At 28.5% G+C, this 20842-nt stretch carries 21 protein-coding genes and 1 other annotated feature; of the genes, 10 read left to right on the top strand and 11 right to left on the bottom strand.

From position 1 onward, the window contains the following. Nucleotides 1-164 precede the first annotated feature (164 nt). Both psyc5s11_RS24565 and psyc5s11_RS24560 read left to right on the top strand, forming a co-directional pair. Entirely contained in the window at nt 165-1499 is a 1335-nt protein-coding gene (locus tag psyc5s11_RS24565) for a vWA domain-containing protein (RefSeq protein WP_224035085.1), read from the top strand. A 92-nt stretch (nt 1500-1591) separates the two neighbouring features. Beyond that, nucleotides 1592-2266, top strand: coding sequence for a hypothetical protein (locus psyc5s11_RS24560; protein WP_224035084.1), 675 nt, complete (start codon nt 1592-1594; stop codon nt 2264-2266). Between the two features lie 60 nt (nt 2267-2326). Here psyc5s11_RS24560 and psyc5s11_RS24555 read toward each other — a convergent pair whose 3' ends face one another. Continuing rightward, the gene (locus psyc5s11_RS24555) at nt 2327-2656 is read right to left on the bottom strand and encodes a HesB-like protein (RefSeq protein WP_224035083.1); all 330 of its coding nucleotides are present in this window, start codon (nt 2654-2656) and stop codon (nt 2327-2329) included. 241 nt (nt 2657-2897) lie between these two features. On the opposite strand from psyc5s11_RS24555, the gene psyc5s11_RS24550 reads away from it, so the two are divergent. Beyond that, nucleotides 2898-3641: a hypothetical protein gene (locus psyc5s11_RS24550; protein ID WP_224035082.1), complete on the top strand. Its 744-nt coding sequence runs from the start codon at nt 2898-2900 to the stop codon at nt 3639-3641. A gap of 144 nt (nt 3642-3785) precedes the next feature. Here psyc5s11_RS24550 and psyc5s11_RS24545 read toward each other — a convergent pair whose 3' ends face one another. Together psyc5s11_RS24545 and psyc5s11_RS24540 are read right to left on the bottom strand one after the other, a co-directional pair. Further along, nucleotides 3786-5273: a sensor histidine kinase gene (locus tag psyc5s11_RS24545; protein WP_224035081.1), complete on the bottom strand. Its 1488-nt coding sequence runs from the start codon at nt 5271-5273 to the stop codon at nt 3786-3788. Nucleotides 5274-5277: 4 nt separating this feature from the next. Continuing rightward, nucleotides 5278-5979 (bottom strand): response regulator transcription factor, encoded by a 702-nt coding sequence (locus psyc5s11_RS24540; protein WP_224035080.1) that lies wholly within the window; start codon nt 5977-5979, stop codon nt 5278-5280. 182 nt (nt 5980-6161) lie between these two features. Here psyc5s11_RS24540 and psyc5s11_RS24535 point away from each other — a divergent pair, with 182 nt between their 5' ends. Together psyc5s11_RS24535 and psyc5s11_RS24530 are read left to right on the top strand one after the other, a co-directional pair. Continuing rightward, nucleotides 6162-7196 carry a hypothetical protein gene (locus psyc5s11_RS24535; RefSeq protein ID WP_224035079.1) on the top strand — a complete coding sequence of 345 codons (1035 nt, stop codon included), beginning with the start codon at nt 6162-6164 and terminating at the stop codon, nt 7194-7196. Nucleotides 7197-7222: 26 nt separating this feature from the next. Next, on the top strand, nt 7223-7564 hold the full coding sequence (locus tag psyc5s11_RS24530; RefSeq protein WP_224035078.1) for a FlxA-like family protein: 342 nt from the start codon (nt 7223-7225) through the stop codon (nt 7562-7564). A 133-nt stretch (nt 7565-7697) separates the two neighbouring features. On the opposite strand, the gene leuS is transcribed toward psyc5s11_RS24530, so the two are convergent. Further along, nucleotides 7698-10157 (bottom strand): leucine--tRNA ligase, encoded by a 2460-nt coding sequence (gene leuS / locus psyc5s11_RS24525; RefSeq protein WP_224035077.1) that lies wholly within the window; start codon nt 10155-10157, stop codon nt 7698-7700. A gap of 148 nt (nt 10158-10305) precedes the next feature. After that, nucleotides 10306-10521, bottom strand: a binding site (T-box leader). A 527-nt stretch (nt 10522-11048) separates the two neighbouring features. On the opposite strand from leuS, the gene psyc5s11_RS24520 reads away from it, so the two are divergent. Continuing rightward, entirely contained in the window at nt 11049-11699 is a 651-nt protein-coding gene (locus psyc5s11_RS24520) for a DUF6033 family protein (RefSeq protein WP_224035076.1), read from the top strand. A 145-nt stretch (nt 11700-11844) separates the two neighbouring features. On the opposite strand, the gene psyc5s11_RS24515 is transcribed toward psyc5s11_RS24520, so the two are convergent. Both psyc5s11_RS24515 and psyc5s11_RS24510 read right to left on the bottom strand, forming a co-directional pair. Next, nucleotides 11845-12708 carry an aminotransferase-like domain-containing protein gene (locus psyc5s11_RS24515; protein WP_224035075.1) on the bottom strand — a complete coding sequence of 288 codons (864 nt, stop codon included), beginning with the start codon at nt 12706-12708 and terminating at the stop codon, nt 11845-11847. A 27-nt stretch (nt 12709-12735) separates the two neighbouring features. Beyond that, nucleotides 12736-13188, bottom strand: a complete 453-nt coding sequence (locus tag psyc5s11_RS24510; protein WP_224035074.1) for a GntR family transcriptional regulator — start codon at nt 13186-13188, stop codon at nt 12736-12738. Nucleotides 13189-13297: 109 nt separating this feature from the next. Here psyc5s11_RS24510 and psyc5s11_RS24505 point away from each other — a divergent pair, with 109 nt between their 5' ends. Continuing rightward, a complete protein-coding gene (locus psyc5s11_RS24505; RefSeq protein ID WP_224035073.1) occupies nt 13298-13585 on the top strand; it encodes a YciI family protein in 288 nt (95 codons plus the stop codon). Between the two features lie 18 nt (nt 13586-13603). Then, complete coding sequence (locus tag psyc5s11_RS24500) at nt 13604-13855, top strand: hypothetical protein (RefSeq protein WP_224035072.1); 252 nt, start codon at nt 13604-13606, stop codon at nt 13853-13855. Between the two features lie 103 nt (nt 13856-13958). On the opposite strand, the gene tnpC is transcribed toward psyc5s11_RS24500, so the two are convergent. The 3 genes from tnpC to tnpA all read right to left on the bottom strand — a co-directional run bounded on the left by tnpC (nt 13959) and on the right by tnpA (nt 16335). Next, a complete protein-coding gene (tnpC, locus tag psyc5s11_RS24495; protein WP_224033632.1) occupies nt 13959-15569 on the bottom strand; it encodes an IS66 family transposase in 1611 nt (536 codons plus the stop codon). A 99-nt stretch (nt 15570-15668) separates the two neighbouring features. Next, entirely contained in the window at nt 15669-16019 is a 351-nt protein-coding gene (tnpB, locus tag psyc5s11_RS24490; RefSeq protein ID WP_224033073.1) for an IS66 family insertion sequence element accessory protein TnpB, read from the bottom strand. Beyond that, entirely contained in the window at nt 16012-16335 is a 324-nt protein-coding gene (gene tnpA / locus psyc5s11_RS24485) for an IS66 family insertion sequence element accessory protein TnpA (RefSeq protein WP_224033074.1), read from the bottom strand. Before tnpA ends, tnpB begins: the two co-directional genes overlap by 8 nt. A gap of 89 nt (nt 16336-16424) precedes the next feature. Between tnpA and psyc5s11_RS24480 the strand changes: the two genes are divergently transcribed. Further along, complete coding sequence (locus psyc5s11_RS24480; protein WP_224038261.1) at nt 16425-16613, top strand: GNAT family N-acetyltransferase; 189 nt, start codon at nt 16425-16427, stop codon at nt 16611-16613. A gap of 177 nt (nt 16614-16790) precedes the next feature. Here psyc5s11_RS24480 and psyc5s11_RS24475 read toward each other — a convergent pair whose 3' ends face one another. Both psyc5s11_RS24475 and psyc5s11_RS24470 read right to left on the bottom strand, forming a co-directional pair. Then, entirely contained in the window at nt 16791-18104 is a 1314-nt protein-coding gene (locus psyc5s11_RS24475) for a DUF4179 domain-containing protein (RefSeq protein WP_224035071.1), read from the bottom strand. A gap of 4 nt (nt 18105-18108) precedes the next feature. Continuing rightward, entirely contained in the window at nt 18109-18645 is a 537-nt protein-coding gene (locus psyc5s11_RS24470) for a sigma-70 family RNA polymerase sigma factor (RefSeq protein WP_224035070.1), read from the bottom strand. 346 nt (nt 18646-18991) lie between these two features. Here psyc5s11_RS24470 and cls point away from each other — a divergent pair, with 346 nt between their 5' ends. Next, on the top strand, nt 18992-20425 hold the full coding sequence (gene cls, locus psyc5s11_RS24465) for a cardiolipin synthase (protein WP_224035069.1): 1434 nt from the start codon (nt 18992-18994) through the stop codon (nt 20423-20425). Nucleotides 20426-20842 lie beyond the last annotated feature (417 nt).

Genomic DNA, 20842 nt, shown 5'->3' with positions numbered 1-20842 from the left:
TATAACAAGGTTTTGAATTTTACTCGCAAATTATTGGATAATTTAGATTACTAATAAGGAAGTTTATAAAATTATTAATAAAAATGCTTTTCTTACAGTATTACAATATGATACAATTGTAAATATATTACAAAAAAACAAATTCAATAAGGAGAAAATAACGTATGGATTTTGAAGAAAAGAGGCAGCAACTCTTAAAAGAAGCATATTCATTAGAAGAGAATGTTAAATTTAATGATGATTATAAAAGAAATTTCTTTGAATTAATTGAAGATGTTATATTGTATTTATTACAAACCCAAGATGCTTTTTTTGGGCAATTCATGCTTAGAGTAAGACGAGGTATAAATGTTAGTATAACTGCGCCAATAGCTACTCTTCCTAAACGGGATGGTTTTAATATGTACTTTAATCCTTTTTTATTTTTAAATTGTAGCAAAAAAGAAATGGCAGCTTTATTCAAACATGAAATATATCATATAATGAATTCTCATTTTGAAAGGGAAAGAAAGCTAAAGAATAGATTTAATAAAGAATCCATAAGTGTTGCTCTAGATATTTCAATAAATCAATACATAAAGGATTTGCCAGTATATAGCAAAAAAATCAATGAGATAAATATGGAATATAATTTATCACTTGAGGAAAATAGAAGTATTGAAGAATATGCTGACGCGATTTATAAATCAATAAAATCAAGGACTAAAGAAAACAAAATAAGTAAAGATGACGATTCGAAATTTGAAATAGATATTAATAAAGCACATGAGTTGTGGGAAGAAATAGAATTAAGTGAAGAAGATATTAAAAGCTTAACTAAGAAAACAGCCATAAGTGCGTATAATAAAAATACACCAAAAGGATTAGAAAATATAATCTTAGCATATAAAGAAAAAGCTGAAATACCATGGCAAGCTGTTCTTAAAGATATTTTGCCGACTATAAAATCAGGATATAAAAAAACTATAACAAGAAGAGACCGAAGGCAACCGGATAGATTAGACTTAAGGGGGAGATTACCAGAAAATAAAACACAGTTGATTGTTGCTATTGATATAAGTGCTAGTATGAAGGATGATGATATTCACAGAATACTGGTGGAAATATTATCAATAACTTCAAGTACTAAAAATAAAGTTACAATTATTGAGTGTGATAATGAAATTAGAAATATATATGAACTTAGAACTGAAAGTGATATAAGAAATAGATCTAAAGATAATGGGTCAACACAATTTACGCCAGTATTTAAATATATTATTGATAATAATTTAAGACATGTTGTATTAATATATTTTACTGATGGTATTGGAGAAAAAGAATTAAGTGTAAAACCAATTAATAAAAAGACAATATGGGTAGTATCTGGAAGTGAGGAGCTATCTTTAAAGAATACCTATGGGGAAGTAAAAAGAATAAATTCAGAAAAAAAGGAAGTCATAGAGGGAAATATAGGCTTGAAAATGTTGAATGAAGAAATTCATGAATGGGCTAGATAAAGCATAATTTCATTTTATTTTATATGCTTAATTTTAAATATGCAAATACAATCTTATATGTTAAAATGAGTTGTAAGGCTGGAGGGATATGCTTGATAAAAAAAATGAAAAATATAGATTATATAATGCTAATATCTGTACTTCTTATGGTCAGTATAATAGTAAATATATATGCGTTATTTAAAATGAATAATTATAAATATAAAATAGAGCAGCAATCATATATTAAAATGGAAGATATTAAGCAAAGAAATGAGAGCAATATGGATATATTATCAAAAAGTATAAAAAATGGTAGTATAAAAAATGAAGAGTTGCTAAAACTTTATAAAAGCTATGATGTTATAACAGGTGATGTAATGGATTTATGGCAACAATATGGAGCATATAAACAAAGTTCATTACCTATATTTTCTAAGAAAATAAAAACAAATAAAATAATGGAAAATGATATACATGGAAAAATAAAAGAATACATGTCATCTACTTTAAATAGAGAAATGAAAGATGAGCAAAATAAATTACAATTAAAAAATGAAGATTTACAGTCTTTTAAAGATATGTATGAGATTTCTTCAAGAATATATGAGTATTTAAATAAATTTAATGAAGAAACATTAAAGGGAATTAAAGGAGAAGATAAAGAAAAGAAGGTTATAAAAGGACATTATTGGATAGACATGTTAGAAGGTATATATGACATAAGTGATGATTACGTAAATGTGCAATGGAAAATAGAAGCAACAGATATACAGTCAATAGAATAAATAAAAAATGTAGAATGAATATTTTTACATTTGTTCTACATTTTTTATTTAAATATAAATTTAGTGGCATCCACTACAAGAACCACCGCATCCACCTTCAGGTTCAATGATAGGTTTTAGGCTTAAGCCATTGCCTTCATTTTCTTCAGAAGAAAGGATTAAAAAACCACCAAATTGTTCTATTAGGCTTTTTTCATATATAAATGAAATGTCGTTGATTTTTTCAACTTCATCACCATCTTTAGCTTCTGAAACGGATATATTAAAAATTGGACCGCTACATGCAAAGCCAGAAAAATTTAGTCTAATATTGAAATCAGTTATTTTATTTTCTTCTAAAAAAGCTTTAAACTCATTATAAGCGTCTTCGCTTATAGTAACATTTTTCATATAAACACCTACTTTACAAAATATTAATGATACTAAGTCATTAACATTAGTATAGCATAAATATATCTAAATAAAAAGTCAATTTAGCAGTTATATTATGAAGAATAATGTGTTATTATATTAGAGTTTGTTGAATATGTAAATGAAATAGTTAAATAAAAATTATAAATTAGACTAAATCTAATTTAATAAATATGAAGTGAAACTTTTGATATAAATATTTCAAGAAGGGGAATTAATTATGAAGCCATATAATAAAAATTTTGTGTTCCAAGAGATGACTAGATATAACAATTTAATTAGTTCAGGAACTTGTGGTAATTATAAAATAATTAAAAATATCATAAAAAAACAAAATTTACAAGGATATATGTATGATAATAAAGAAGAATATAATATAGATGCAATCCAACTATATAAAGATGATGTTAGTTTAATGAAACTTACACCTAAAGAAATAGAAAGCTCCTATGGAGCTATCCATGCTGCACATGGTAAAGTAGGAATTGTTGGATTAGGATTAGGTTATGTAGCTCAAGAAATTGCTATGAAGTGTAATGTAGAAGAAGTTATTGTATATGAAATCAGTGAGGAAGTAATTAATTTATATGATCATAATTTTATTCAAAATGAAAAGATAAAAATAATTAAAGGTGATGAGACTAAAGCAAAAGGAACAAAATTTGACTTTTTTTATGTCGACATATATGAATATAAATTATCTTCAAGAGTAGTTCAAGATTACAAAACTTTTAATGAATTGCATGAAATTGAAGATTATGCTTTTGGGGGACTAGAACATTTTTTGTTAAGTTGTAAATATGAAGACATAGTATGGGTATATATACCTGAAAATTGGATTGCTATGAGTAAAAAGGCGTATGAATCATTGGATTCATCAGGATATATCAAAGAATATAAACCTTTAGATGAGAATTTAGTAAGGAAAATACTATTAGAATTTAAAGAATTATTAAATGAATAGGGGCATAATGCACATTTGAAAAATAACAGACCAATGGGATTCTCTATTTTGAGTATATTTAGTTTGTTATTTTATGTGTCTAGAGTGAATTTATAAAAATAATATACAACACAAGTTTCAAGCTGTGTATTGAAACTTGTAAATTTATTTATAATCATGAATTATGGGTAGTTCAATTACAAATAAAGCTCCTGGATTTAAATTGCTAACACTAATTTTACCGTTTAATTTTTCAACAACATTTTTGCTTATGGAAAGTCCAAGTCCGCAGTGCCCTTTTGCTCCCTTGTAGAACCTTTCAAATATATTAGGAAGTTCATTGACTTCAAAGCCCGGACCATCATCAGATATTAGAAGTTGTACTGTCTTATTATCTATTACTTTTAAATCTAAAATGACAGCATTATGTGCATATCTTATGCAATTACTAAGGATATTAGTAATTGCTCGAGAAAGTTTTTCATCATCTCCATGAATTTGAATTATTTCTTTCGGTATGTTAGTAGTAATATTTATGTTACTTTTTTCAGCAATCAAATTCATTCGGTCTATACATATATTTATCAAGCTATTAAAATTTAAGTTAATGTAGTTATAGCTTTCCTCAATTGCATCAAGACGTGACAAATATAATAAGTCTTCTACTAAAGTGGTCATACGTTTTATTTCATCAAGTATAATTGGAACAGCGATATCATTATTAACAACATCATATTTAATACCTTCAGCATAGCTTTGAATAGACATAAGTGGAGTTCTAAACTCATGAGATACATTTTGCAAAAAGGTCTTTTGTGCTTTATCATGGGTTTCAAGTTTTTCGGACATAATATTAATATTATTTACCAATTCACGCAATTCATCATATACTGGCATTTCAATTTTCTTTCCAAAATTTCTTTCAGAAATATCCCTTATATAGTGATTAAGGTGAGAAAATGGTTCGGATATTTTCTTGGATACACGAGAAGAAAATACTATAGTAATTAAAGCAGAAAAAACAAGTATAAGTAAAAGAATTATATTTATAACTAATTGTAGTTGATTTATCTGTTTAATATTTGAGTATATGATTATCCAACCTAAACCAAAAGAATTTTTATCCGATACAGGTTTTATAATGGCTATGTAATTAGTGTTCGACAAATTGAAGTTTATGTATTTTTCTTGATTACTTTTGTTAGTTTTACTAATTTCATTTGCTAATTGTTTCATAAAATCGGCAGAAACAGAATTAGATTTATCTGGAGAAGGCGTGATTCTATCTTTATTCTGATCTAACAATATAAAGTCTGCATTTAGTATAGTAAGTGGTTCTTTAAGTGAACGCTCCAACATAAAATAATATTTAAATACATCACTAGTATTTTGTAGATCAATAGGTAGATGTTCATTGTCTTGTAAATCATGCTCAGGAGGTGGCAATGGTGGCATTCTTTTGAAAAAATCTGGACCATGTTCTAATGCAGTATCCTCAGCATTTGATGCTATTTTATGTAACTGTGTTACAATATCCTTTTCAAGGTACAAGCGTATGGCCACATTAAATATTATTGTAGTCAACGTAATAAACATGACAATTACAATAATGTTATATTTGAAAATTCTCCATTTTATTGTATTTATTCTCATAACATCATTCCTCATCTTTTATTTTGAAACCAAACCCCCATATTGTATCAATTTTTAGATTAGAACCCACATCAGAGAGTTTCTTTCTAATTCTTTTTATCATATCATCAGTAGCTCTAGTTTCCACTTTGTTTTCAAAGCCCCAAACTTTATCTAAAAGCTCACTACGGCTAACAGCTTTATTTTTATTTTTTATAAGATAATAGAGTAGGGATAATTCCATTACCGTAAGATTTAAGGTGGTACCGTTAAAGTCCACTTGTTTAGTATCAAAATTTATTGAAATATCAGAGACTTTAACAATATTATTAATAATAATATTGCTAGGAGCCTTGTCCAAATTTATTCTTCTAAAAATACTATTAATCCGTGCAATAAGTTCTAAGGGACTAAATGGCTTAGTAAGATAGTCATCACTACCAAGCTTAAGACCTGCTATTTTATCAGATTCTGTATCTTTAGCAGATACAATTATTATAGGTACACAACTTTTAAGCCTTATTAAGGAACACAGTGCATAACCATCTATTTCAGGCATCATAATATCTAATATCAACATATCTGCCTGTTTTTTACTGAAGGCGTTAAGAATAGAACGTCCATCATTAAATGTTTCTACATCAAAACCATCTTTGACCAAGAATGATTTTATAATATTACAAATATTTATTTCATCATCAGCAATATATATTAATTTCTTATCCATGAATTTATTTCACCTCAAAGTACATTCTACCATATGCACAGCATAATATTATTTTAAATTTAAAAGGATTAAATTTGCCACAGATTTGCCACAACATGACGTTAGATTATAAGTCGTAGATCTCGATATACTTATTAAGGGATAAAATATATGCAGGGACGCAGATTAAAGGAGACAATGATATGAATACAATAAGTAATAGTCAAAGCACCATTGATGTGTATGCTCTAAAAAGAATACAAGAAGCAAAGGCTTTAGAACAATCCAAAACCCAAAATCAAAAAAAACAAGAAGAGAGTGACTCAATATTAATTAGTCAACAAGCACTTCAAACTACACAAGTTGCAGCAATGAGCAGTCCTTTAGATAGTTTAGTATCTAAAGGAACAATTACTCAGGATCAAGCAAATGCTGTTCAAAGTATATTCCAATCTGGAGGCAAGGAAATTCAATCTTCAGGAACATATAGTAATAAAACTAAACCTCAAAATCCTTTAGATAGCTTGGTAACTACAGGAACAATAACACAAGCTCAAAAAGATGAGATTCAAAGTACATTTCAGTCTGCAATTCAAGCAAATAGATCAAGTAGCGAAACAACTAGTACAAGAACAAATCCATTAGATAGTTTAGTAGCAGACGGAACAATAACACAAGAACAAGAAGATACTGTTGATAGTGCTTTTCAAACATTAATGAAAGCAAATAAAGCAAGTGAATCTAAAACAACTAATACAAGAACAAATCCATTAGATAGCTTAGTAACAAACGGAACAATAACACAAGAACAAGCAGATGCTGTTGATAGTGCGTTTCAAGCATTAATGAAAGCCAATAAACCAAGTGAAGCTGAAAAAACAAATACAAGGACAAATTCATTAGACAGCTTAGTAACAAATGGAACAATAACACAAGAACAAGCAGATGCGATAGAAAGTGCTCTTCAAGCAGCAATGGGGACAAGTAAATCAAGTACTTCTGACAAAACTAATACAAGAACAAATCCGCTAGATAGTTTAGTAACGGATGGAACAATTACCCAAGAACAAGAAGATTCTATACGAAAAGCTTTTGAAGCATTAATGAAAGCAAATAAACCAAGTGAATCTGAAAGAACTAATACAAGAACAAATCCATTAGATAGCTTAGTAACAAACGGAACAATAACACAAGAACAAGCAGATGCAATAGGAAGTACTCTTCAAACATCAATGTAGTCAAATAAAAATTAGGAGGAAAAATTATGAATATTTCATCAGTCTCATCATCAAATAATGCATACTCAACAACAAGTAGTACTACTACTGATACAAGTTCCCTTGAAAAACAAAAGGCAAGCCTTAATAAAGAGATACAAACAGAGCAATCAAGTAAGGACGATGAGAAAACAAAAAGCTCAAAAGTTGCATCATTACAAGCTGAGATACAAAATATTGATGCGCAAATTCAAGCGGCAAAATCTGGTAAGACAAGTGGGGCTTCTAATAAGCAAGGGCCACCGCCTCAAAATGGGGATAATAAAAATAATATTACTACAGAAAAATCAAGCGAAAAGAGTGATAATACAATTGATGTTTATGCTTAGAAAATTAATGTTATAGATATCCCCAATATACGTATAATTTAGTATTTATAAGTATATTAAAAAAAAGATAGTATCTAAATGATTTACTAAAAACATTTAGATACTATCTTTTAAATTATGAGAATTTTTTTATTTACTTAATAACTATATTAACAAGTCTTCCTTTAATTACAATAACCTTGACTATAGTTTTACCTTCAGTATTTTCTTTAATAGTTTCATTTTCTAAAGAAGCTTTCTTTATGCCTTCTTCATCTAAGTTTGAAGGTACATCGATTTTTGCTTTTATCTTACCATTAATTTGGATTGCAATTTCAACTTCATCTTTAATTAAGGCAGAAGGATTAAATTCTGGCCATTTTTCGTTGAAGATTGTTGAAGTATTCCCAAGTAAGTTCCATTGTTCCTCTGCAAAGTGAGGTGCAAATGGTGCAAGTAATTTTAAGAAATCGACTATAGTTTCTGTTAATACTACAGAATTTTTAATTGGCTCTTGAAGATATTTATGAAGAGCATTTGTAAATTCCATAAGTCTTGCAATAGCTGTATTAAATTGCATTTTCTCTCCATCTTCGCTAACACCTTTAATAGCTGTATGTCTCCAGAAGTTTAATTCTTTTTCTTGAGCATCAGTAGTAGCTTTTATTGAAGAATCATCATGACAAGTGCTTATGACGTCCCTAGCTGCTTCTAAAGTTCTTTCAATTCTGTCTACAAATTTACCCACAGATTTGATTCCGTCATCACTCCATGCTCCGCCTTCAGTGTATCCAAATCCAAACATTAAGTACATTCTAAATACGTCAGCACCATAATCTTTAATATAATCATCAGGAGAAATTGTATTTCCCTTTGATTTACTCATTTTAAGTCCATCTGGGCCGAGGATTAATCCTTGGTGAGTTAAGCTTAAGAATGGTTCATCAAAGTTTAAATAGTCCATGTCTCGAAGAGCTTTTGTTATAAATCTTGCATATAATAAATGCATACAAGCATGTTCAGGTCCACCAACATATTTATCAACAGGAAGAATCTTATTGATTTTTTCAGTATCAAAAGGTGCATCTTCATTTTTGCTATCTGCATATCTTAAGTAGTACCAAGATGAACATACAAATGTATCTAAAGTATCAGCTTCTCTTTGTGCAGGACCTCCACAATGAGGACAAGTAGTGTTTATAAAATCTTCAGATTTACTAAGTGGTGATTTACCATCTGGAGTAAATTCAACATCATAAGGAAGCTTAACTGGAAGATCCTTTTCTGGTACTGGAACTATTCCACATTTGTCACAATAAACAATTGGAATTGGAGCGCCCCAATATCTTTGTCTTGAAACTAACCAGTCTCTCAATCTAAAGTTTTTCTTCATTGCACCTGAATTATCTTTTTCTAATTCCTCAATAATCTTAATTTTTCCTTCTTCAGTTGTTAAATTATCGAATTTTCCTGAATTCAAAAGTACTCCATATTCACAATAAGGAAGTTCTGGATCAGTATTATCTTTGTTAGTTATAACTCTTTCAATTGGTAAATTGAATTTAGTTGCAAAAGCAAAATCTCTTTCATCATGAGCAGGAACTGCCATAACGCAACCAGTACCATAGGTAGCTAATACATAATCAGAAATCCAAATAGGTACTACTTTCCCGTTGATAGGATTTATGGCATAAGAACCAGTAAATACTCCACTCTTTTCTTTTGAAAGAGATTGTCTTTCAATTTCAGATTGCTTAGAAGAAACTTCCTTATATGCTTCAACAGCATCTCTATTATCTGTAAGTGTTAGTGTATCAACTAATTCATGTTCAGGAGCTAATACAACGTAAGTAACACCATTTAAAGTATCAGCTCTTGTAGTGAATACGCTAAAGTCTAAATCTGAGTCCTTAACCTTAAAAGTAACTTCAGCGCCATATGATCTACCAATCCAATGCTTTTGCATAGATTTAGTCTTTTCAGGCCAATCTAAGTCATCCAATTTATCAAGTAATTCATCTGCGTAATCAGTTATTTTAAAGAACCATTGAGTTAATTCTTTTTTAGTAACTTCAGTGCTACATCTTTCACACACACCATCTACAACTTGTTCATTAGCTAAAACAGTATTACAAGATGGACACCAATTTACAGGTGCTTTCTTTCTGTAAGCTAAACCTTTTTCATATAATTTTAAGAATAACCATTGAGTCCATTTATAATAATCAGGAAGGCAAGTAACAACTTCACTTTCCCAGTTAAACATAGCACCCATTGATTTTAGTTGCTTTTCCATAGTTTCGATATTCTTTAAAGTAGAATCATGGGGATGTATACCTGTTTTAATTGCATAATTTTCAGCAGGTAAGCCAAAAGCATCAAAACCCATTGGTTGAAATACATTATATCCTTGCATTCTCTTAAGTCTTGCCCATGAATCTGTTGGACCATAGTTAAACCAGTGACCAGCATGTAATTGAGCACCTGATGGATAAGAGAACATTTCAAGTGTATAAAGCTTCTTATCTGATTTTGTGTCATCAAATTTGTAAGTCTTATTTTCTTCCCATATTTTTTGCCATTTTTGATCAATTTTAGTTCCGTAATTTGCCATTGTATAGCCTCCTATAATATTTAATCAATGCGTATTCATGCCTTTTATGGTACATTGTTGGCTATGTACATGCACAATTAATAAATAAACTCTGATAGAGTTTGAAAAATATAATTAATTATATAAAAAAAGCCTTCGTCTCTAAAAATAAAGAGACGAAAGCATAATTTCCGTGGTACCACTCTTAATTAGAAGAAAAAACAAAATTAATTCTTCTCACTTAATATTTTAACGGATTTAACCGTACTTGCTTTTAACAAGTAAGCTCCTAGGCAAGTTCATAATAATATAACACTGTTTTACACCAGACAACAGCTCTCTTTAAGATATAATTATTATTAATACTCCTATTCATCACTAATATAAAATTTTAATAACATTATATATTAAAAAATCTAAAAAAGTCAAGAAACGGATAAATTTAATTTTGTAACATTGTAGAGTAAAGTTACAAAAACAAATGTAGATATAGATACCCACAGTGGAAATCATACTTATGCGTATAACCGCCGAAATCAGAAACATTGTTGTTTCGCAGGACTATGAAAATTTCGCTGAAAGCACTAAATGTAAGGTTGCACCCACTCTAGCTTGCTCCAACTATTCAGTTGGACAAGCTAGAGTGGAACAACCTTACATTAAGTGCTTTTAGCAGCTTATTTTCAAATGCCTGCTGCACAACAATGATTCTGATTTCTCTGTTTGGATATGCTCCTAAGTATAGTAAATGTTGAATATAATACCAAGCATAAGTAAAATTTCAGTTGTGGGTATCTATAAGATAAAACTATTGAATTGGAAAAAATGAATAAAAATCTATTAAGTGTAAAAATTTACATACGACAATAAAATTGACGGAATTTATTTAAAATGTATGAGGGAGTGAATAATATGTCAATAGGAATTAATAGTAATTATAGTTCGCATTATACACAAGTATCTAATAAAACTGGAAGTAATAATGATAAAACTAAAGTTAGTGATGCTGATAAAACTACAGTTAGTAGTACAAGCACAACAGATAAAACAATTTCGAAAGATGAGTATTTTAAAAAAATTTCCAATAAATATTCAAATGTCAATCTTAATATGAGTAATTCACATTTGAATAAAGGGACTGAAATAATTTGTAACGTTTCTCCTCAATTAATAAACAAAGCAATTAGTTATCCTAAAGCAGCTGAAAATTTAAATAGATTGTTAGATCAAATGTCATCAATACCACAATATATTAATGAACATAAATATACTTTAGATGGCAGAGAAGTAAAGAATGTAAGTTTTGTAATAGATGAAAATGGTGGAGTTAGTTGTAAGTGTGAATACGTAGAAAAAGATTCTAAGAATACAAGTAAAACAAGTGATGAGGAAGAATTACGTGAAAAGAAGAGAAAAGAATTAAAGGAAAGAGCGAAAGCTTTAATAGAAGCTCAAGGAGAAAAATTAAAAGGAACTAAAGAATACAAAGTATCTAATTATTATAAGAATATAGCTACCAATAGTGATATGAACTTGTTAGATACATTTGATACTAATATATAGTATTATTTTAAATTTTGATATTGAAAGGAAGTGAATACTTGTAATAGACTTTAGGGATGCTAGATTCACATTTGTTTTTTGGAAAAGTACTGTAAAGTTTAACCAAAACAAATGTGAAAGGCTTAATTTATCTTTTTTATGAGAATCAAATTGATTGGTAAAAACTACTGATTAATTTTAAAATATCTCTAACTCCATTTCTAATATCATCGCATTCAGAATTTCCAACACTTATTGTTAAAAGATCACTGCTAAAATAATCTTTTAAATAATAGCCTTTCATATCCCTAAGGTATATATCCTTTTTACCACATTCTTTAATTAGCCAATCTATATTAACCGTATTTAAAAATTCAATACATCCATAAAAACCAGTGTCTGGTATGTGCCATTTTATATTAGAAATTTCAATTTCATTTGTCACTTCTTTTAATGTATTCATTCTTTCGCTATATATTTTCTTTACATGTTTTTGATTTGATTTAAACATTCCACTTTTAATGTAAATTTCTAAAGCTCCTTGAGATAAAACGGATGTATTTAAATCCATCCACTGTTTATATTCTTCAAAGGTGTTTCTTAAAACTTTAGGGAGTACAACTGCTGCAATTCTAAGTCCTGGAAGAAGTGTTTTTGAGAAGCTTTTTATATAGGCAACTTTAGAAGAAACATCACTGTAATACATCGGATAAACATTATTTTTAATCTCTAATTCTCCAAGATAATCATCTTCAATTATGTAAACATCATATTTTTCAGCTAATTTTATAATTTGTTTTTTCTCATCATTAGAATAGCTTATCCCAAGTGGATTGCTAAAACGTGGAATTGTATAAAAGCACTTTATATTATCATGGGCAAATTTTCTTTCAAGTTCTTCAAAGTCGAGTCCATTAAATTTTCTTTCGATACCAATTACTGGAGTTTTTGTGGTTTCAAGAGTCTTTAGTACACCGTGATAAGTTGGCTGTTCCACAAGCACATTGCTTTTACCACTTGGAAAAGGCATACTGCAAAGTATATGTATTGCTTGCTGTTAACCAGAAGTTATATAAATATCTTCTAAAGTACAAAATATCTGATAATCCTCAAAGTATGTCTTTAAAGTTTTGATTAACCCTGTAAGTCCTTTTGGAGAGGAATAATTAAAAAGAGTAGCTTTATATATTTCTATAGCTTGATTTAAACAGTGCTGAAATTCTTCATATGGCAGTATACTTTCATCTGGTGAACCTGCTGAAAAATCGATTATTTTATTTAAATTATTCTTATGGATTTCTTTTTTATCAACTAAGTAATATCCACTTTGAGGTATTGAATATACAATATGTTCAAGTTGAAGTTTTTCATAAGCATGGACAACAGTTTGTTTACTACAGTTAAATTTTTCAGACAAGTCTCTAATAGTTGGCATTTTTTGACCATGTAGTATATTTCCATTTTCTATTTCATAATGAATATAGTCTACTATATCGTTATATTTGCTCATATAGCCTCCTTTTGTACTAGGACAATCTTACATTAAATTTGTTGAATTGAATTATTTGGTGATTTACACTGTAATTGTATCACAAATTTATTTTAGGAGGACAACCATTATGTTTATAGTAATTTTAAAATATGAAAAACCAATAGAAACTGTCATGAATTATTTAGAGGAGCATATAAATTTTCTTGAAAAATATTATGCACTTGATAAATTCATATGTTCTGGAAGGCAAGAGCCAAGAACAGGTGGAATAATATTATGTAATGCAAAAGACAAAACAGAGGTGAATTCAATAATTAAAGAAGATCCTTTTTATAAAAACAACATTGCAAAATATGAAATAATTGAATTTATACCAACTAATTATGCAGATGGATTTAAAGAATTTATTGTATAAAAGAAGGGGCGTATTACTATGTATGAAATAATAGAATATAAAAAAGATGATTTTTATATTACAACGGATTTTGAAAAGATAGATATTGATGCTGTCAGTTCACTTCTTGGACAATCTTATTGGGCAAAGTCCAGGGAAATAGATGTAATTATTAAATCATTAAAAAATTCATTATGCTTTTCTTTATTGCATAATGATAGACAAATTGGTTTGGTAAGGGTTATCACAGACTACTCTACATTTGCATACTTATGTGATGTTATAATGTAAGCGTCAAAGAATCGACGCGTAGCGGTAGTATAATTTAAGTGATAAAATAAACCCAACAGAAAAACTTATATTCTCTGTTGGGTATAATTTTATATAGAAATAATTATTTGGTAGTCTTAACGCGCAGTTCATCTGGAATGCTTTCAGACCATGGCATACATTTTTCTAGTATGTCCATTTCCTTAACTTCTGAATTTGCAAACATTTCAAATAAATATACTAAATACTTTTCCACTGCTAAGCCATTGGCTTTAGCCGTTTCAGTAATACTATAAAGTAATGCACTTGATTTTGCGCCTTTTACTGTCTTGGAGAACATCCAGTTTTTTCTGCCAATTACAAATGGTTTTATAGCTCTTTCAGCTGCATTATTATCAATTTCAAGACATCCATTTGTCAAGAAAGTTCTCATATATGGCAACAACTTTTGAGCATATGCAAGAGCTTTACCTAAAGGACTTTTAGGAAGAGCATTAACAATTTCATTATCTACATATTCTTGAAATTTATTAAGAATGGGTGCAGATCTCTTGAGCCTTATTGCATGTCGATCACCATAATAATCATCACTACATATATATTGTTCCCTTAGATCTTTTTCAACTTTATAAAGTCGCTCACAATAATTAAACCCTTCTATTGCGTGAGACTGCTTTAGAGCTTCGGGGTTTAAGGTTGATATTATATCAAAGAATTTTCTTCGAATATGGGCCATACAATATAGTCTTTTTATATTCTTAACTTTATTATAGCCATCATATCCATCTGTTTGAAGATATCCAGAGAAACCTTCAAGAAATTCTTCAGCACAAGAACCAGATCTTGTTTTCTGATAATCATATAAAATTATATGGTTCTCTATGCCTCCGGAGCGATATAGCCACATGAACCTTTTTGAGTTGGAGTCTTTTCCATTTTCCTCAATAACCTTCACATAAGTTTCATCGGCGTGGATATAATTTCTTCTTAAGAGTTCCTCTTTCATATAATGAAAAACAGGCTGAAGTTCATTTGCACAACTTATTATCCAGTTGGATAATGTCTGTCTTGAAAGATTAACATTCATCATCTTAAAATATGATTCCATTCTATATAATGGCATTGCATATTGATATTTCATGCTCACAACATGAGCTAATAATTCATTTGAAGCCATACTTTTATATAAGAAAGTATTTGGAATTTTTGCAGAAATTATATTGGCTTTATCAGCATCCGCTTCGCAATTTTTGCAAGCATATGTATATGAAATATGTTCTTCTATGTAAAGTTCTGCTGGCTTATATTTTAAAATTTCTTTTGATTTTTTACCGATTATAATTAAATCATTCCCACATTTATCGCAAAATGTTTCAGAGTCAGCAAGTTTATGCTCAATTGTAACTCTATCTAGGCCGGATAGATTATCTTTCTTTCCTAAATGAGAAGATGATTTTTTTCTTGTATATGTAATTTCTTCAATGGAAGGCTCATCTATTTTAATATCACTGTTTTTTTCAGCATCATTAAAAAGTGAGAGCTGTCTTGAATCAACTTGTTCACTAGATTGTCCAAAAATTTTTCTGTTTTTATTAAGGAGCTGTCCTTTAAGAAAAGCCAATTCCTTTTTTAAATCATCAATTTCCTTATCTTTTGATTCAATGTCTTTTTCCATTTTAGAAATCAATAATTTTGTTTTTTTATCAAGTTGATCTTCTAAATCTAAAATATCCATCCCTATACCTCACAACAAATATAGGGGTATTTTACCACAAAACCCTCAATTCCGAAACTTGTAAAAGTTCAAAATTAAGGGTTTACAGCGATATTTGTTTTAAAAGCTATTTCTTACTTCAATTGGCTTAAATTTAGACTTAGTTCTAACTTCATATCCCATAAGCAACCATTTCAATTCCTCTTTGTTGATTTTAAGAGCTTCGTCTGGAGTCATCGGCCATTTCAATTTACTATTTTCAAGTCGGAAATAGTACAGCCAGAATCCTTCATCAAAGTGAAGTATCTTAATTTTATTCATTTGCCTATTGCAAAAAACAAACAAGGCTTTTTCAAACGGATCCAACTTTAGCTGCGTTTGCACAATCACTACTAGTCCATCAATACTTTTTCTCAAATCTGTTATTCCACATGCAAGATAAACTGTATTAACTTTATTAAGATTAAACATTTGTAATCAAATCCTTAAGCAACTTACTCAAAATAGCTATTTCATTAGCCGGTACATATATTTTAGCGGCTCCTATTTCTATTATTATATTAGGTCTATCAGCTGGAACTACGGTGACTTCAGTTGTTACTTTTTCTTCTCTCATTGAAATTGCATGAAACTGTAAATTATTATCTTCATTCTTGAATTTCTTTTTATAGTAATGAAATTGACTTTTAGTAATGTGATTTGCATTGCAGAAAGTTCCTAACGTTCCTTCGTAAGAAGAAAAGGTAGCAACAATTTCTCTCCAATTTATCTTCTCATTATTATTCATGTAAATAAACCTCCATTGTTAAAATCTATGTTAATTTTAACAATAGAGACTTACATTTATCTATCCGTTAATTTTTTTACGCTTACGTTATAATTGATAATAAATATAGACACAAGGGTTTGGGAGTATGGTTTCTTAAATGTATTTTCAAACATCCTGATTTACAAAATTTGAGAAGATGGTGTCTTGCAACAAATGATGCACATGAGTTTTATAAAAAATTTGGATTTAAAAATTTAATTAAACCCGAAATATTTATGGAAATAATTAAATCTTAGTATCAATTAATTCGCAATGTTCTTTTAAAATCTGCAGAAGTATTGGTCAAAGAAAGGATATTGTATAGGACATTTAACAATTGCTACTCGCTGAGTAGTGAATTGTTAAATGTCCTGAGAATTTACACTAAAGCTATTCTCTCTCTGGTTAAATATTTTCTAGAAAAATCTTGAAATTCATTTAACTTTGACTGTATCTAAAAGAGTATAACTATTATTTATATCCCTCATATTAAGAAAAGAAAGTTTGATTTTTTTGTCTTTAGGAAGATTATTAAATTCTAGTATAAAATCATTTTTATCATTAGGATTAAGTATAACTTTGGAAATAGCCAAATTTATATTTCCTTCATACGATGCGGACATGTCGCTTAACGAAATAATATCACTTGATTCTCCTTTATAATGAATTATTATTGTATTTTCATTTTTTTCTAAGTTATAAAATTCTCCTTTATGTCCGTCTAAGAAGTTATAGTATGGTAAGAAGAAAACATTTTGTTCTTCAATATTAGTTGGTTGTTCTATAATTTTTTTTAATGACTCATTACGATCATCACATTCATCTTCAGAATACTTTGCTTCATATATTAACAAACTTATATTTTTAGAATTATTAATTGCATTTACATTTAATCCTTCAATTCGAGTAGTCATTTTACCTGATGATAGAGATTCAAGGCCACCATAAAGTTTACCATCGATATTTAGTAGGAACTTCAATTTATCTTTTTCATAGCCTTCACTAACGATATTTGTTTCTATTATACTTGAATTTATTTCTTTAACTTTTACTCCATATTTATCTATGTTTGTATTTATTACAGGAAGAGATGTAAATTCAGTGTAGCTTCTATCAAAATCAGATTTAAATTCAAAAGTACCATGAGAATCAGTATCCCTATAATCAAAAGACTCAATATCAATTTTTATAGTTGATTTTTTGGGAATTTTATTTAGATAATCATGTTCAAAAGTAATAACTATATTATGGTCATCTATCCTATAGTCTTGAGAAGAACCAGAATCACAATGAACACCACCTATACTTGGGGTTATCATAAACCCTTCATGATCTTCTGGGATAGGTTCAGTACTTGTAATTTTAACTGCCATTAGAGATTTATATGGAGTAACCATTATATTATCTATTGTATAAGTATATTTAGAAACATTTATACTTTGTCCAATATACGTTGTGTAATCTTTATATTCATGATATATCCCTAATGTTTCATATATATTACTTAAAATAGGAATATTACTTGCCATAGCTGGAGGTGCAATTATAGGAGTAATACTAATAGCTATAACTAATGCACAAGCAATACCAACCTTCTTTACAATAGAACTTTTTTTAATAATAGTTTTTTTATAGTTTTTTCTTATTCTCTTTTTTTCAATATCATTAAGTTCAACATCTATGTGATCAAATTCCTTTTCACTTATATCTATATTATCTAATATATTCGTAATTCCTTTTTCATTCATAACTTTAAAGTACCTCCTGATTTAGTGATTCAATAAGTTTCAATCTACAGCGTCGTAATCTATTACTAATGGCATTTTCACTTATTCCAGTAGATTGACTTATATCTTTTATTGAGTAATATAAGAAGAATCTTTTGATGAAAATTTCCTTATTATCTTTATCAAACTTATTAATTTCTTTTAAGATTTCTTCTTTAGTTTCCTTCTGCTCAAGATTATCTTCAAAGTTTACATCTTCTTTATCATAGAAATCTAAATTTGTTACATTGCTGTGCTTACTTTCTTTTCTAAGCAGATCTATAGCAGTATATTTTGTAAGAATTATAATCCAACCTTTAAATTTGCTATCATCATTTTTAAATGAATCTATATTATTCCAAATTTTAAGTAATGAATCATTTACACATTCTTCACTAAATTGTCTATTATTAAGTACAGAATATGCTACTTTGAAAATTAAATTTCCATATGTGGCAAAGACATAATCTAAAGCTTTAGCATTATGATTTCGCAGTTCCTTTAAAAAGTTTTTTTGCTTCATTATTTTACCTCTTTATGTTTGATTGAAAGTACTTTCATTAATTAAGTCGTATTATTTATAATAAATCTTTCGCTTAAAATAATATTAATAAAAAATAAGCATTAACATTGATAAAAATTGTTAATAACTTATTTTCATGTATATATTTAGTATATAATTTTAAAATGCTAAGATATAGTAATTTTAAAAAATAAAATTAGTAAAGAGTTAAAGAAATTTTATGATATCTTATAGTATAATAATGATACAATAAGATATGAACTAGTAATAAATCTAATTTAACAATAGATGACCTAAGTAGATTTTTATTAACAATTTAGTTATAGGAAAAAGGAAGTGAAAAGAAATGAACATACTATTAGTATTAATTGTTGTAATTCTAATATTAAATATATTTCTTTCTTTATCATTAGTTTTTATAGAGAGAAAAGATCCAACTACAACCTGGGCATGGCTTTTAATATTATTGGTTTTACCAGGTTTCGGGTTTATAATATATATTATGTTTGGTCAAAATTTGAGCAGACAAAAGATTTTTAAAGAAAAGATACGTGTTGATGAGGATAAAAGGAAAAATATAAATGACAAATATGAAAGAGGTCTTCATAAACATGATGGAGGAGAGACATTTGCGGATTTGAAAAAAATGAATTTTAATAATTCAGGTGCAAAATATACAACAAATAATAATATTAATGTATATGCAAATGGAGAGGATAAGTTTAAACAATTAATAGAAGATATAAAAAATGCAAAAAGATATATACATATACAATATTATATTTTCAAAAATGATACTCTTGGAAAGAGTATCATTGAAGAATTGACTCAAAAAGCAAAAAATGGATTAGAAGTTAGATTATTAGTAGATAGTATGGGATCTCGAAAATTAACAAAGAAAGCAATTAAAGAATATGTAGATGCTGGAGGAAAATTCTCAATATTTTTTCCGGGAATTTTACCTCATATAAATACCCGTATAAACTATAGAAATCATAGGAAAATAGTTGTAATTGATGGAGAATATGGATATGTGGGAGGATTTAATGTTGGAGACGAATATATAAGTAAAGATCCAGAAGTTGGATTTTGGAGAGATACTCATGTGAGAATTGAGGGAGAAGCAGTAGATGATTTAAATGAAAGATTTCTACTTGATTGGTGTTATGCAGCAAGTGAAGAAATAAAAGGTTATGAGAAATATTCACAAAAAGGCAACAAAACTGTTGGAGACGTAGGAATACAAATTGTAACTAGTGGACCCGATCATAAGGAGCAATATATTAGAAATGCTTACATAAAGCTTATAAACAATGCAAAAGAGAATGTATATCTTGAAACACCATATTTAGTACCAGATTTACCTATATTAGAATCTTTAAAAATATCTGCACTATCTGGGGTTGATGTAAGAATAATAATACCAGGTAAGCCAGATCATTTTTTTATGCAATGGGCAGCAAGCTCATATATAGGAGAATTACTAGAGGCAGGAATAAAAATATATAATTATCAAAATGGTTTTATTCATGCAAAGACAATAGTTGCAGATAGTACAGTTATGAGTATAGGTACAGCAAATTTAGACATAAGAAGTTTTAAATTGAATTTTGAAGTTAATGCATTTATTTTTGATGATAGAATTGCAAAAGAAGGCGAAATACAATTTATGAAAGATATGGAAGCATCAAAAGAAATAACAAAAGAAATATATAATAATAGAAGCATTAGCATTAGGATTAAAGAATCATTGATTAGACTAGTGTCACCTATATTATAGATAACCACAGTGGAACTCATACTTATGCCTACATCCGCCGAAATTGAATACATATTTATTCCGTAGGACTGTGAAAATTTCGCTGGAAGCATTCTAAAAGGGAGGTTGCACCCATTATAGTTTGCTCCAAATGTAAAATTTGGACAAACTATAATGGAACAACCTTCCATTAAGAAGCTTCAGCAGCTTATTTTCAATGCCTACTTCATATTATGACCCTTGTGGTTACAAATATGTATCCAATTTCTTTGTTTGGATATGCTCCTAAGTATAGTAAATGTTGAATATAATACCAAGCATAAGTAAAATTTCAGTTGTGGGTATCTATATAAGGAAGAATTGAATAAAGTCAAAATAAAATTAATTATAATAAAGTAAAAACTGAAATACAAAATTTATTGGATAAAACCCATCAAT

It is taken from the genome of Clostridium gelidum (assembly GCF_019977655.1).
Classification (GTDB): Bacteria; Bacillota; Clostridia; order Clostridiales; family Clostridiaceae; genus Clostridium; species Clostridium gelidum.
This window is presented reverse-complemented; position numbering and strand designations above follow the sequence as displayed.

What these genes read in the sequence shown, in the direction of transcription:
- psyc5s11_RS24565 (WP_224035085.1), top strand. Translation starts at nt 165, where the DNA reads ATGGATTTTGAAGAAAAGAGGCAGCAACTCTTAAAAGAAGCATATTCA.
- psyc5s11_RS24555 (WP_224035083.1), bottom strand. Translation starts at nt 2,656, where the DNA reads ATGAAAAATGTTACTATAAGCGAAGACGCTTATAATGAGTTTAAAGCT.
- psyc5s11_RS24550 (WP_224035082.1), top strand. Translation starts at nt 2,898, where the DNA reads ATGAAGCCATATAATAAAAATTTTGTGTTCCAAGAGATGACTAGATAT.
- psyc5s11_RS24545 (WP_224035081.1), bottom strand. Translation starts at nt 5,273, where the DNA reads ATGAGAATAAATACAATAAAATGGAGAATTTTCAAATATAACATTATT.
- psyc5s11_RS24540 (WP_224035080.1), bottom strand. Translation starts at nt 5,979, where the DNA reads ATGGATAAGAAATTAATATATATTGCTGATGATGAAATAAATATTTGT.
- psyc5s11_RS24535 (WP_224035079.1), top strand. Translation starts at nt 6,162, where the DNA reads ATGAATACAATAAGTAATAGTCAAAGCACCATTGATGTGTATGCTCTA.
- psyc5s11_RS24530 (WP_224035078.1), top strand. Translation starts at nt 7,223, where the DNA reads ATGAATATTTCATCAGTCTCATCATCAAATAATGCATACTCAACAACA.
- leuS (WP_224035077.1), bottom strand. Translation starts at nt 10,157, where the DNA reads ATGGCAAATTACGGAACTAAAATTGATCAAAAATGGCAAAAAATATGG.
- psyc5s11_RS24520 (WP_224035076.1), top strand. Translation starts at nt 11,049, where the DNA reads ATGTCAATAGGAATTAATAGTAATTATAGTTCGCATTATACACAAGTA.
- psyc5s11_RS24515 (WP_224035075.1), bottom strand. Translation starts at nt 12,708, where the DNA reads ATGCCTTTTCCAAGTGGTAAAAGCAATGTGCTTGTGGAACAGCCAACT.
- psyc5s11_RS24510 (WP_224035074.1), bottom strand. Translation starts at nt 13,188, where the DNA reads ATGAGCAAATATAACGATATAGTAGACTATATTCATTATGAAATAGAA.
- psyc5s11_RS24505 (WP_224035073.1), top strand. Translation starts at nt 13,298, where the DNA reads ATGTTTATAGTAATTTTAAAATATGAAAAACCAATAGAAACTGTCATG.
- psyc5s11_RS24500 (WP_224035072.1), top strand. Translation starts at nt 13,604, where the DNA reads ATGTATGAAATAATAGAATATAAAAAAGATGATTTTTATATTACAACG.
- tnpC (WP_224033632.1), bottom strand. Translation starts at nt 15,569, where the DNA reads ATGGATATTTTAGATTTAGAAGATCAACTTGATAAAAAAACAAAATTA.
- tnpB (WP_224033073.1), bottom strand. Translation starts at nt 16,019, where the DNA reads ATGTTTAATCTTAATAAAGTTAATACAGTTTATCTTGCATGTGGAATA.
- tnpA (WP_224033074.1), bottom strand. Translation starts at nt 16,335, where the DNA reads ATGAATAATAATGAGAAGATAAATTGGAGAGAAATTGTTGCTACCTTT.
- psyc5s11_RS24475 (WP_224035071.1), bottom strand. Translation starts at nt 18,104, where the DNA reads ATGAATGAAAAAGGAATTACGAATATATTAGATAATATAGATATAAGT.
- psyc5s11_RS24470 (WP_224035070.1), bottom strand. Translation starts at nt 18,645, where the DNA reads ATGAAGCAAAAAAACTTTTTAAAGGAACTGCGAAATCATAATGCTAAA.
- cls (WP_224035069.1), top strand. Translation starts at nt 18,992, where the DNA reads ATGAACATACTATTAGTATTAATTGTTGTAATTCTAATATTAAATATA.